Source organism: Kitasatospora arboriphila, assembly GCF_039528095.1.
Classification (GTDB): domain Bacteria; phylum Actinomycetota; class Actinomycetes; order Streptomycetales; family Streptomycetaceae; genus Kitasatospora; species Kitasatospora arboriphila.
In genome coordinates this window covers 66,236-78,689 of the sequence record NZ_BAAALD010000030.1, presented here as the reverse complement: position 1 = coordinate 78,689, position 12,454 = coordinate 66,236, and the positions used below count along the sequence as shown (strand labels likewise).

The following is a 12,454-nucleotide window of genomic DNA, read 5'->3' as shown; positions in this document are numbered from 1 at the left end:
CCGGCGCCTCGCCGCGCCGGCTGCCGCTGCCCGACGGCGAGCGGCCCGACCGGCTGGCGCCGCGCCGGGGCGGGGGCAGCGGGCGGGTCCGGGCCCGGCGGCGGGACCCGGGCGGCTCGGAGACCCGGGTCTCCGACGAGATCCCCCGCTTCACCCCCTACCGGGCCGAGGCCCCCCGGGCCCCCGGCCAGACCGGCGGCCGCCGCCGCTCCGGCGACGTCGGCATCGTCCAGCCCTACCTGCGGCGCGCCCGCGGCATCGAGTCGCCCGCGATCGTGCTGCGCGGCGGCGCGGGCCAGGAGCCCGGCGGCACCGAGCCGGGGCTGCTGGAGGTCTACCGCGAGGAGTTCGAGGGCAGCTGGGCCGACTCCCGCGCGGTGTCCTGACGGACCGCCGCCGCGGGTGGGCCGACCCGTCGGTGCGGCCGCCGGGGGCGGGTGGGACCTCCGGCTTTCGGCCGGGGGGCGTGCGCAGTTCGGAGTGGCGCCCGTGACGGCCCGGCTCACGCCTGGTGCCCACGGTGGCCCGCATCCGCATGGCGCAGTTCCCCGCGTCCCCGACGCCTGCTCCGCCCTGCCGGTGCAGCCGGTGCGGCCGGTCGGCGGATCGGGGGGATCGTCCGGGGTGCGGGCCGGGGTGGTGCACCGCAGCGTTGGACCGTGTGCGAAGCGGCCGTGACGGCCGGCTGCCACGATCCCCCCACGCAGTTCGACACCGGAGCCCCGATGACCGAGCCCACCGCTGCCGCCCCCGCCCGCCGCAGCTTCGTCAAGGCCACCCTCGCCGCCGTCGCCGCCGGACCGGTTCTCACCGGCGGGCCCGCCGCCGCTGCGGCAGCCGCGGCAGCGGTGGAACGGGACGCCGTCCCCTTCCACGGCCCGCACCAGGCCGGCGTCACCACGCCCGCCCAGCGCTTCGCCGCCTTCCTCGCCGCCGAGGTCACCGCCCCCGACCGGCCGGCCCTGGAGCAGCTGATGCGCTCGCTGACCGACCGCATCCGCTTCCTGACCGCCGGCGGCACCCCCGCACCGGCCGCGGCCGGCGAGCCGCCGTCCGACACCTGCCTGCTCGGCACGGACGTCCCCGCCGACGGACTGACCGTCACCGTCGGCGTCGGCGCCTCGCTCTTCGACGACCGGTTCGGCCTCGCGGCCGCCCGCCCGCTGCGCCTGACCCCGATGCCGGCCTTCCCCGGCGACGACCTCGGCCCGGAGCTGCACGGCGACCTGTCGCTGCAGGTCTGCGCCGACAACCGGGACACCGTGCTGCACGCCCTGCGCGACCTGACCCGGCACACCCGCGGCGCGCTGCGCCCGCTCTGGCGGATCGACGGGTTCCAGAACCCGGCCCGGCCGGACGGCGCGCAGCGCAACCTGCAGGGCTTCAAGGACGGCATCGCCAACCCTGACACCGGCTCGGACCGGGTGATGGACAGTCTGGTCTGGGTCGCCGCGGACGGCGGCGAACCGGCCTGGGCGGCGGGCGGCACCTACCAGGTGCTGCGGATCATCCGGATGCGGGTCGAACCCTGGGACGCCCTGCCGGTGGCCGACCAGGAGCGGATCGTCGGCCGGCACCGGGACAGCGGCGCGCCGCTCGGCGGCACCGCCGAGCAGGACGGCCCGGCGTACGGCAAGGACCCGTCCGGTGCGGTGATCGCCCTCGACGCGCACATCCGGCTCGCCAACCCGCGCACCGCCGCCACCGCCGACTCGCGGATCCTGCGCCGCGGCTACAACTACGACCGCGGCGTCGACGGGACCGGCGACCTCGACATGGGGCTGGTGTTCTGCTGCTACCAGCAGGACGTCGCCCGGCAGTTCGAGGCCGTGCAGCAGCGGCTGAACGGCGAGCCGCTGGCCGCCTTCCTCGCGCCCACCGGCGGCGGCTACTTCTTCGTGCTGCCCGGCGTGCCGGACGAGAGCGGCTGGCTCGGCAGCGGCCTGCTCGGCACCGCCTGACGCACCGCCCGACCCGTCCGCCGGAGCGCCGCCGCGCCGCGTCGCCGCACCCCTCGACGGCCCCGCCGGGCGACCCGACCGGCGGGGCTGTCACTGGTGCGGGCGATGATGGTCCCCGTCACGGCAGGAGCGACGGAAGGAGCGCCGGATGACGACCCGGAGGGGGACGCCGACCGCACCCGCCCACCACGGCCACCGCACGGCCGGGGGCCCGCGATGAGCTGGCTGGCCGCCGGCCTGCTGGCCTTCGACCTGGAGACCACCGGCACCGACATCGAGAACGACCGGATCGTCACCGCGGCCCTCGTCCGGCTGGAGCCGGACGGCACCGTCTCGCGGGAGCAGCACTGGCTGGTCGACCCGGGCATACCGATCCCGGCCCAGGCCACCGCGATCCACGGCATCGGCACCGCGCAGGCGCGGGAACGCGGGGTGGCCGCGGCCGGCGCCGTCGAGGAGATCACCCGGGCCATAGCGGAGGCCCTCGGCTCCGGCACCCCGCTGGTCATCATGAACGCGCGCTACGACCTGTCGCTGCTCGACCGCGAGTGCCGCCGACACGGCGTCAGCCCGCTCTCGGCGCGGCTCGGCGGCACGCCCGCGCCGGTCATCGACCCGCTGGTGCTCGACAAGCACGCCGACCGCTACCGCCGCGGCAAGCGCAACCTGCAGGCGCTCTGCGAGCACTACGGGGTGGTGCTGGACGGCGCGCACCAGGCCGGGGCCGACGCGGTGGCCGCGGCCCGGGTGGCCCGCCGGCTCGGCGAGGCCTTCCCCGCGGTCGGCGGCGTCACGCCGGCCGATCTGCACGCGCTCCAGGTGCGGGCCGCCGCGGAGCAGGCCGCCTCGTTCCAGCAGTACCTGCGCCGCACCTCGGACCCGCAGGCCAGGATCGAGCCGGCCTGGCCCGTGGTGCCCTGGCCCGCCGCGGCCGCCGCGGCCTGACGGCGGCGGGCTCGCCGCGGCCCGGTCCGCCCGTCCCGGCCCCGGATCAGCCGCCGGCCGGGAAGTCGAAGGTGTAACCCTGCGCGACCAGCCAGGGCAGGAGCTGGCGCAGCGCCTCGATCGTCTGGCTGCGGTCGCCGCCGCCGTCGTGCATCAGCACCACCCCGCCGGGGCGCAGGTGCTGCTGGACGTTGGCGACGATCGCGGGGACACCGGGCCTGGCCCAGTCCCGCGGGTCGACCGACCAGCCGAGCGAGCGCATGCCGTGGTCGGCCGCGATCTGCTCGTTCTCGGCGGCGAAGTCGCCGCCGGGGGCCCGGAACCACGGCACCTCGGCGCCCGGACCGGCGGCCCGCAGGATGGTCTGCTTGGCGTCGGCGATCTCGTGCACCTGCTGGTCGTGGCTGCGGCTGTGCAGCGGCTGCGGGTGGTCGACGGTGTGGTCGCACAGCCGGTGCCCCCCGGCGAGGACCAGACGCACGGCCGCCGGGTCGCGGTCGACCTCGTTGCCGACCATGCAGAAGGTCGCCTTGGCGTGGTACTGCGCCAGCAGGTCGAGGATCGGGCGGGTGGCCGGGCCCGGGCCGTCGTCGAAGGTGAGCGCCACGGTGCGGCCGCCGCTCGCGGTGGACCGCAGCACCTGGTGGCTGCGGGTCGGGTCGCTGCCCGGGGTGTGCCAGGACGGGCTCGCGGAGGCGCTCGGCGCGGAGGGGGCCGCACTGCCGCTGCCGGGCGCGGCGGTGGTCGGCGCCGCGGTGGTGGCCGGGGCGCTCGCCGAGGGCGGTGCGGAGCGCTGCGCCGGGACGGTCGGGGTGGGGCTCGCGGCGGACGGCGAGCCGCTGGTGGCGGCGGTGTCGCGCGGGGTGACGGCGGCGGCCGTGGTGCGGGCGCCGTCGGCGCTCGCGTTGCGGGTGTGGGCATGGGTGGCCGAACCGCAGGCGGCGATCACGGTCGGGGCGAGCAGCGCGGCGAGGCCGAGGCCGAGGGTGCGACGGGATCGGGGGCGGGGAATCCGCATGGTGACGACTCCTGACGTCGTACCGGCCACCCCGGGTGGGGGCGTGTGCCGGGGACGACGTCAGGCGCGGACCGCCGGTTCCGTCGTCGTGTACGAACGGACCCGGTTGTCGGGTCTCAGAACGGATACCAGCGTACGGAGGCCTGCCCGTTGCGCAAGGAGTCCACCCGGCGGCGGAACTCGGCCGCCGCGGCGGGGTTGCCGGGGACGTGCTGGGCGACCCAGGCGGCGCTCGCCGTCTCCCGTGCACCGCGCAGCACCGCGAAGCCGTCCCAGTCCCGGGCGTCCCAGCCGTAGGCCGCGGTGAAGGCCCGGTACTCCTCCTCCGGCACCCCGTACCGGTCCTGACTGAGCGCCAGGACGACGAGGTCGTGCTCGCGCAGGTCGTGGCCGGCGTTCTCCAGGTCGAGCAGGACGGGCCCGTCGGGGCCGACGTGGACGTTGCGGGGGAGGGCGTCGCCGTGCACCGGGCCGGGGGTGAGGTGGGGGGTGAGCGCGGCCACGGCCGTGACGAAGCTCTCCTTCCGGGCACGCAGGAAGGCGGTGTCGGCCGGGTCGACGTGACCGGCCGCGGCGGCGAGCCATCCGTCGACCGGGGCGAGCAGGTCGCGGGGGCCGAGCAGGAGGCCCTCGGGGGCGGGCAGCGCGTGCAGCGCGCGCAGCAGCGGCGCGAGGTCGGCCGTCCGCGCCGGGCGGACGGGGGCGGGCAGTCGGTGCCAGAAGGTCACCGGGTGTCCGCCGGCGGTCACGGGCTCGGGGTGCCGGGGCCGGACGACCGGGATGCCGGCGGCGTCCAGCCAGGCGGCGACGGCCAGTTCGCGGGCGGCCCGGGGGAGCAGCGCGGGGCTGCGGCCGACCTTGGCGACGAGCGCGGGGGAGCCGAGGTCGAACACGGCGTTCTCACCGAGCGCGAGCAGCCGGGCGCCGTCCGGTGCGGGCAGTCCGGCGGTGCGGCAGGCGCCGGCCAGCAGGGTGCGGGCGCGGGCTTCGTCGAAGGCGGTCACGGCGGGCTCCTCGGTGCGGTCCGGACCATCCTGGCGCACGGCGGCCGGGCCCCGCGTGCTGCGGGGCCCGGCCGTGGGGCGGTCGATCGTGCGGGGGTCAGACCCGGGCGCCGCCGGCGGACTGGCCGTCCGGCAGGTGCAGGCCGGCCGGGGCGGGAGCGGCCGGGGTGACCGGCGGGAAGGACTCTCCGTGCGAGAGGTTCGGCAGCCAGTTCAGCCAGCGCGGCAGGTACCAGTTGCGCTCGCCGAGCAGGCTCATCACTGCGGGCAGCAGCACCGCGCGGATCACGGTGGCGTCGATCAGCACCGCGACGGCGAGGCCGGCGCCCATCTGCTTCATCGACTGCATGGACAGCGTGCCGAAGACCGCGAACACCCCGACCATGATCACTGCGGCGCTGGTGACCACACCGGCGGTGGAGCGGATGCCGTAGGAGACGGCGGCCCGGGTGGCCAGGCCCCGGTCGTGCGCCTCCTTGATCCGGGAGACCACGAACACGTGGTAGTCCATGCTCAGGCCGAACAGGATCACGAACAGGAACAGCGGCACCCAGGACTCCACCGCGCCGACCCCGGCGGTGCCGAACAGCGAGGCGCCGACGCCGTGCTGGAAGACCAGGGCGAGCACGCCGTACGCGGCACCGACCGAGAGCAGGTTGAGCACCACCGCGGTGAGCGCGATGCCGAGCGAGCGGAACGAGCAGAGCATCAGCAGGAAGGCGAAGGCGACGACGAAGCCGAAGACCGGGAGCATCGAGCGGGACATCTGCTCGTTGAAGTCGTGCGAGCCCGCGGTGCTGCCCGTGACCGGGGCCTCGGTTCCGGGCACTTTGAGCACCGTGTTCGCCACCACGTCGCCCCGCAGCGCCTCCAGGGCCTCGGTGCTGGCGGTGTCGTTGCCGGTGCCGACGAGCGGGATGTCGACCAGGGCGACGTTCTGCGCGCCGTGCACCGTCACCTGGATCGGCTCGTGCATCTTGCCGGTGGCCAGCGCCCGGGTCCTGAGGTCGGCGAGGGCCTGCTTCATCTCGGGGGAGTCGACGGCGCGGGCCTTGACGACGACCGTGGCGGGGGCGGGGCTGCCGGGGAAGGCCTTCTCGATCCGCTGCGAGGTGGCGACCAGGGCGTTGCCCTTGGGCAGCTGCTGCTGGAAGGTCAGGTTGGCGGTGTGCATGGTGAGCAGCGGCGCGGCGAGGCCGAGCAGCAGGCCGCCGGCGAGGACGGTGGCGGCGAGCGGCCGGTTCAGCACCGGGGTGAGCAGGGCGTTCCAGACCCGCCCGCCGGTGGCGGCGTCGCTGCGGCGGAGCTTGTGCAGCAGCGGGAGGCGGCCCTTGTCGACCCGGTCGCCGAGCATCGACAGCAGCGCGGGCAGCACGGTGAGCGAGCCGAGCACGGCGGTGATCACCACGAGGATGGTGGCGAAGGACATCGCCTGGAAGTCGGCGATGCCGGTGAGGAAGAGGCCGGCCATGGCGACGACCACGGTCACGCCGGAGACCAGCACGGCCCGGCCGGAGGTGGCGGCGGCGACCTGGAGCGCGGTGGCGGCGTCGCGTCCGGCGGCCCGCTCCTCGCGCTCGCGGCGCAGGTAGAACAGGCAGTAGTCGACGCCGACGGCGAGGCCGACGAGCAGCATCACCGAGCTGGCGTCGTCGCTGGTGTGCAGCAGGCCGCTGGAGAGGGCGACCAGGCCGCCGGCGGCGATGAAGGCGGTGAGCGCGAGGACGACCGGCAGCACGGCGGCGACCAGGGCGCCGAAGGCGATCAACAGGATGCCCAGCGCCAGCGGGACGGCCGTCCACTCGGCGCGCTGGAAGTCGTTCGAGAACTGCTCCTGGAACCACTTGCCGGAGCTGGCCTCGCCGAACTCCTCGACGGTGAGGTCCTTGTGCTTCGCCTGCACCCCGGCGACCGCGTCGAGCACGGCCGGCACGTTCTCGACGGCCTTCTCGCGGTCCTCCCCGGCCACGGTGAACTGCAGCAGCGCGGAGTGCCGGTCGGCCGAGACGGCGCCGGTGTCGTACGGGCTGCGCAGGTCGGCGGCCTTGCCGGTGGCCCGCACCGCGGCGGCGGCCTCGTCGACGACGGCGCGGAAGGCCGGGTCGTCGGCGGTCAGCGCGGCGCTCTGGACGAGCACGGTCTCGCCGGCCGGGGTCTTGATGCCGGCCTCGTCGAGGATCTTCGCGGCGCGGGCGACCTCGCCCGGCATCATCTCGGAGTCGGTGACCTTGGTGCTGCCGTGGAGGCCGCCGAGGAAGGCGGCCAGGACGACGAACAGGAGCCAGCCGAACACCGCCGTCTTGCGGTGTCTGGCGCTCCACGCGCCCATGGCGGCGGCGAGGCCGAGCTTGGGTGTCACGGGTCCCCCAGGGAGAGCGGCGGGTGCGGTCCGCCGGAGCTTGGTGCCGGTGTTCCCGGCTGCTGGAACGACCCTAGGAAGCGGGGAGTTGACGGAGTATCCGGCTGGCGGGTGAGTCGACCCTGGGCCTGCCCGGAGGGCCGGGGTGGGGTTTTCCCCACCCCGCGCTCCTCCTCGGGGTCGGTCTTCGGCTCCACCCTGAGGGGGAGGCGGATCCGCCCGGAGCAGGAGGTGCACGGCGCGGGCGCAGGTCAGGATGGTCCGAGGAGGCAGCCGGTACCCCCTAGGGGTGCCCGCCGGGGGCGGGGTTACCTGCCGACCGGCTAGTGGCATCGCATAGGATGCCTCCACACGTACTTGCCTGCCGACCGGCTAGGGATTCCTCCCGGGCCGGTCCTGCCGTTGCCCGGTTTCCGTCCCCCGAGGGCTGCGGTGAACCATGCCCAGGAGGCATCACGAGCATGTTCCACCGAATCGGAGACTTCGTCGTCAGGCGGGCCTGGTGGGTGATCGGAGCGTGGCTGATCGCGGCCGTCGCGATCATCTCCACCGCTCCGACGATCACCGCGCAGACCGACGAGAGCGCCTTCCTCCCGAAGCACTACGAGTCGATCCAGGCCGCCGAGCTGCAGGCGAAGGCCTTCCCGGCGAACTTCTCGCCGGGCGCCTACGCGCTGTTCGAGCGCACCGACGGCGGCAAGCTGACCGAGGCCGACAAGGCCACCGCCGAGAAGGTCGCCAAGGGCCTCGCCGACAAGCACATCGAGTCCGTCGAGACCGTCCTGCCGGTCGGCAAGACCTACGCCCCGGACGGCACCTTCGGCATGTCGATGATCGCCATCGACAAGAAGGTCATGCAGAAGCCCGAGGCCGCGGACGCCGCCAAGGCGCTGCGCGAGGCGGGCACCGAGCTGACCGCCGGCACCCCGGTCAAGATGCTGCTCGGCGGCCCGGCCGCGAGCATCCTCGACCAGCAGGACTCGTCCAAGCTGGCCGAGGCGCTGATCGGCATCGGCACCGTGGTGATCATCCTGCTCACGCTCTGGCTGATCTTCCGCAGCCCGATCGTGGCGCTGCTGCCGATCGTGTCGATCTTCGTCTACTCGATGGTCGCCAACGGCCTGATCGCCGACGCGAGCAAGGTCTTCGGACTGAAGGCGGACAACTCGATGTCCGCCATCCTCATCGTGGTGCTCTTCGGCGTCGGCACCGACTACTTCCTGTTCCTGATGTTCCGCTACCGCGAGCGGCTGCGGGCCGGGGACGACCGCAAGGAGGCCGTGGTCAACGCGGTCGGCCGGGTCGGCGAGGCGATCGCCTCCGCCGCGGGCGCCGTCGTGGCCGCCTTCGCCGTCCTGGTCCTCTCCAGCCTCGGCATGTTCACCGCGCTCGGCCCGTCCCTGGCCATCGCCGTGGCGGTCACCGCCTTCGCCTCGATCACCCTCGTCCCGGCCGTGCTCTCGGTCCTCCCCGAGCGGGTGCTCTTCCGCCGGGTCGTCGAGTGGCTCCGCTGGGACGGCCGGCAGCTGGCCTGGCTGGCCCGCCTCGCCCGCGGCCCGCGCCCGACCGGCGACTTCCCCGCGCACTGGATGCGCCAGGCCAAGGGCACCCGCTTCGCCGCGCTCGGCAGCGGCGTGCAGCGCCGTCCGGCCCTCGCCGCCCTGGCCTCCGGCCTGGTGCTGGTCGCCCTGACCGTCGCCGCCCTCGGCTACAAGGGCACCTTCGACCTGGCCAGCGGCTCGATGCCGAAGACCAAGGAGTCGATGGTCGTCCAGGACCGGATGATGAAGGCCTTCTCGGCCGGCGCCGCCGACCCGAGCCACGTCTACCTGACCGCCACCGGCGGGGCCAAGCTGGACACCGCGGGCCTCGACACCTACCGCGCCGCGCTCGCCAGGACCCCGGGCGTCGCCGCGGTGCCCGCCGAGCGCACCCAGCTCAGCAAGGACGGGCTCACCGCCGACATCACGGTGATCCTCAAGGACGCGCCCGCGACCAACAAGGCCATCGACACCATGGGCGGCCTGCGCGACACCGCGCACGGCTCCGCCCCGAGCGGCACCAAGGCCCTGGTCGGCGGTCAGACGTCGATCTTCAAGGACATCAACACCGCGATGGTCCACGACTACACGCTGGTGTTCCCGCTGGCGGCGCTGCTCATCCTGGTCATCCTGGCCCTGCAGCTGCGCAGCGTGGTCGCGCCCTGGTACCTGATGGCCTCGGTCGGCCTCGGCTTCGGCGCCACCCTCGGCGCCACCTCGCTGATCTTCCAGAAGATCGGCGGCGAGCCGGGCCTGATGTTCATGCTGCCGATCTTCATCTACCTGTTCGTGGTCGCGATCGGCACCGACTACAACATCCTGATGATCGCCCGCCTCCGCGAGGAGGTGAAGGAGGGCCGCAGCCCCCGCGAGGCCGCCGGCCAGGCGGTCAAGCACGCCGGCCCGACCGTCGCCGCCGCGGGCTTCATCCTGGCGGCCACCTTCGGCACCATGCTGCTGGCCGGGAACTCGCTCTTCAGCCAGATGGGCTTCTCGATCGCCTTCGGCATCATCATCTCGGCCTTCGTGATGGCGATGTTCTTCACCCCGGCGATCACCGCGCTGCTGGGCCGCGCGGCCTGGTGGCCCGGCCACCAGGACGCCGCCGACCGGGACGGCCCCACCGTCCCCGAGGCGGAGCCGCAGCCGGCCGGCCGGATCTGACCGCACGGTCCGCACGGACCCGCGGGCGGGGCACACGATCGGCTGTGTGTGCCCCGCCCGCGGGCCGTTCAATCCCGGGGAGCCCGAGGTGTGACGAGGAGAACTCTCCCGATCATTGAAGGCGCCACCGTGCTACAGTCGAGGCAGTTGCAGTTTTGGTCCCATGAACGTGCGTGTGCGCCTGCTGGTTCCAACCGCCAGGCGCATTTGTTTTTATCCGGTGTTTTGTCTCCGGACGGGGATCGCGGCTACTCGGGGTCTGCGAGGTGCAGGCCCCTGATGCCCCAGAATGAGGAGACGGTTATGGCTACCGGCACCGTGAAGTGGTTCAACAGCGAAAAGGGCTACGGCTTCATCGAGCAGGACGGCGGCGGCGCCGACGTCTTCGCCCACTACTCGAACATCAACGCCCAGGGCTTCCGTGAGCTCATCGAGGGCCAGAAGGTCGAGTTCGACGTCACCCAGGGCCAGAAGGGCCCCCAGGCGGAGAACATCCGCCCCCTCTGAGTCCGGCCCAGCCCGACTCACGCTTGACGAGTGAGGGTCCGCACCTGCGGGTGCGGGCCCTCGCCCATTGCCGCCGAACGGCCGGGGCGGCCCCGCGCGCACTCCTGACGGCCGACCCACAAGGTCCGGGCGCACGGCACCGCCGTGCCCGCCGGCCGATCAGGACGGAGCAGCATGACCGATCAGGCACGCCCGCAGCGCGGCACCTCCCGCCGGGCCCCGGGCACCGGACGCCCCCAGCGCGGTGGCGCCCCCCGCGGCGGCGCCGAGCGCCGCGTCCAGCGCGCACCACGCGCCGCACGCCCCGCGGAGAGCCAGGACTTCACCGTCGTCGAGGGCACCCCGGCCCGCCCGCCGGCGGCCACCTTCGCCGAACTCGAGATGCCGAAGGCGCTGCTCACCGCGCTGGAGCGGCAGGGCGTCACCGAGCCCTTCCCGATCCAGTCCGCGACCCTGCCGGATTCGCTGGCCGGCCGCGACGTGCTCGGCCGCGGCCGCACCGGCTCGGGCAAGACCCTCGCCTTCGGCCTGCCGCTGCTCGCCCGCACGGCCGGCAAGCGGGCCGCCGCCCGGCGCCCGCTCGCCCTCGTCCTGGTGCCCACCCGTGAGCTGGCCCAGCAGGTCACCGAGGCGCTCAGCCCCTACGCGCAGGCGCTGCAGCTGCGGATCGCCACCGTCGTCGGCGGCATGCCGATCGGCCGGCAGGCCAACCAGGTGCGCCGCGGCGTCGAGGTGCTGGTCGCCACCCCCGGCCGGCTCGACGACCTGATCAACCGGCAGGACGTGGCCCTCGGCGACGTCGCCGTGACCGTCCTCGACGAGGCCGACCAGATGGCCGACATGGGCTTCCTGCCCCAGGTCAGCAAGCTGCTGGAGCAGGTCGCCGAGGGCGGCCAGCGGATGCTGTTCTCCGCCACCCTCGACCGCAACATCGACCGGCTCGTCCGCCGCTTCCTCGACGACCCGGTCACCCACTCCGTCGACCCGTCGGCCGGTGCGGTCAGCACCATGGACCACCACGTCCTCCAGCTCGACCCCTCCGACAAGGCCTCCACCACCGCGCACATCGCCTCCCGCGAGGGCCGGCTGATCATGTTCGTGCACACCAAGCACGGCGCCGACCGGCTCGCCAAGCAGCTGCTGGCCAGCGGCGTGCGGGCCGCGGCCCTGCACGGCGGCAAGTCCCAGCCGCAGCGCAACCGGGTGCTCGACCAGTTCCGCGACGGCCGGGTCACCGCGCTGATCGCCACCAACGTCGCCGCCCGCGGCATCCACATCGACGGCCTCGACCTGGTCGTCAACGTCGACCCGCCGATCGACCACAAGGACTACCTGCACCGCGGCGGCCGCACCGCCCGTGCCGGCGAGTCCGGCACCGTCGTCACCCTCGTCCTGCCCGAGCAGCGCCGCGAGGTCAACCGGCTGATGGGCACCGCCGGGATCCGTCCCACCGTCACCAAGGTCCGCCCGGACGACGCCGAGCTGCGCCGCATCACCGGCGCCCGCACCCCCAGCGGCGTGCCGGTCAGCATCGTGGTGGCCGAGCCGGCCGCCCCCGCCGCGTCCGCCGAGCAGACCGGCGACAAGCCCGCCGGCGCCCGCTCCGGTGCACCGCGCCGCCGCCCCGGCAAGCGTTCCGCGCTGCCCAAGGACGTCGACGCCAACGGCAACGCCCGCCAGCCCCGCCCCAAGCAGCGCATCGGCGGCGGCAGCGGCAGCGGCAGCGCGGGCAGGCGCACCGCGGCCGGGTTCATCGGCCGGTCCTCCGGCCGCGCCAAGCCCGGCTCGGGCTCGCGCAGCGGTTCCAACTACGGCACCGGCCGCCAGCGCCGCGACGTCGGCTGATCCACCGACCACGAAGGGGCGCCACCCGCCACGGGTGGCGCCCCTTCGGCTTTTCCGGATCCGCCGGATCGCCGACGAACCCTCACATCACCCTCCGGACCTCCTGCGAA

Annotated in this window: 9 protein-coding genes; 6 read left to right on the top strand and 3 right to left on the bottom strand. The window is 74.7% G+C overall.

The genetic code is table 11. The features are described 5' to 3' along the window. The 3 genes from ABD353_RS17455 to ABD353_RS17445 form a co-directional block, all read left to right on the top strand. Nucleotides 1–386, top strand: a 386-nt coding sequence (locus ABD353_RS17455) for a DUF5919 domain-containing protein (RefSeq protein WP_344624528.1), incomplete at its 5' end; no start/stop codon positions are given. A 339-nt stretch (nt 387–725) separates the two neighbouring features. Next, nucleotides 726–1,961: a Dyp-type peroxidase gene (locus ABD353_RS17450; RefSeq protein WP_344624527.1), complete on the top strand. Its 1,236-nt coding sequence runs from the start codon at nt 726–728 to the stop codon at nt 1,959–1,961. Nucleotides 1,962–2,177: 216 nt separating this feature from the next. Continuing rightward, a complete protein-coding gene (locus tag ABD353_RS17445; RefSeq protein ID WP_344624526.1) occupies nt 2,178–2,906 on the top strand; it encodes an exonuclease domain-containing protein in 729 nt (242 codons plus the stop codon). A 46-nt stretch (nt 2,907–2,952) separates the two neighbouring features. Here the strand turns inward: ABD353_RS17445 and ABD353_RS17440 are convergent, their stop codons facing one another. The 3 genes from ABD353_RS17440 to ABD353_RS17430 form a co-directional block, all read right to left on the bottom strand. Continuing rightward, a complete protein-coding gene (locus ABD353_RS17440) occupies nt 2,953–3,924 on the bottom strand; it encodes a polysaccharide deacetylase family protein (RefSeq protein WP_344624525.1) in 972 nt (323 codons plus the stop codon). Nucleotides 3,925–4,040: 116 nt separating this feature from the next. Continuing rightward, nucleotides 4,041–4,928, bottom strand: a complete 888-nt coding sequence (locus ABD353_RS17435; protein WP_344624524.1) for a phosphotransferase enzyme family protein — start codon at nt 4,926–4,928, stop codon at nt 4,041–4,043. 97 nt (nt 4,929–5,025) lie between these two features. Next, on the bottom strand, nt 5,026–7,257 hold the full coding sequence (locus ABD353_RS17430) for an MMPL family transporter (protein WP_344624535.1): 2,232 nt from the start codon (nt 7,255–7,257) through the stop codon (nt 5,026–5,028). A gap of 491 nt (nt 7,258–7,748) precedes the next feature. Between ABD353_RS17430 and ABD353_RS17425 the strand changes: the two genes are divergently transcribed. The 3 genes from ABD353_RS17425 (at nt 7,749) to ABD353_RS17415 (ending at nt 12,344) form a co-directional block, all read left to right on the top strand. After that, a complete protein-coding gene (locus ABD353_RS17425) occupies nt 7,749–9,992 on the top strand; it encodes an MMPL family transporter (protein ID WP_344624523.1) in 2,244 nt (747 codons plus the stop codon). 303 nt (nt 9,993–10,295) lie between these two features. Beyond that, nucleotides 10,296–10,499 carry a cold-shock protein gene (locus ABD353_RS17420; protein ID WP_263105940.1) on the top strand — a complete coding sequence of 68 codons (204 nt, stop codon included), beginning with the start codon at nt 10,296–10,298 and terminating at the stop codon, nt 10,497–10,499. Nucleotides 10,500–10,673: 174 nt separating this feature from the next. Then, nucleotides 10,674–12,344 carry a DEAD/DEAH box helicase gene (locus tag ABD353_RS17415; protein ID WP_344624522.1) on the top strand — a complete coding sequence of 557 codons (1,671 nt, stop codon included), beginning with the start codon at nt 10,674–10,676 and terminating at the stop codon, nt 12,342–12,344. Nucleotides 12,345–12,454: the final 110 nt, after the last annotated feature.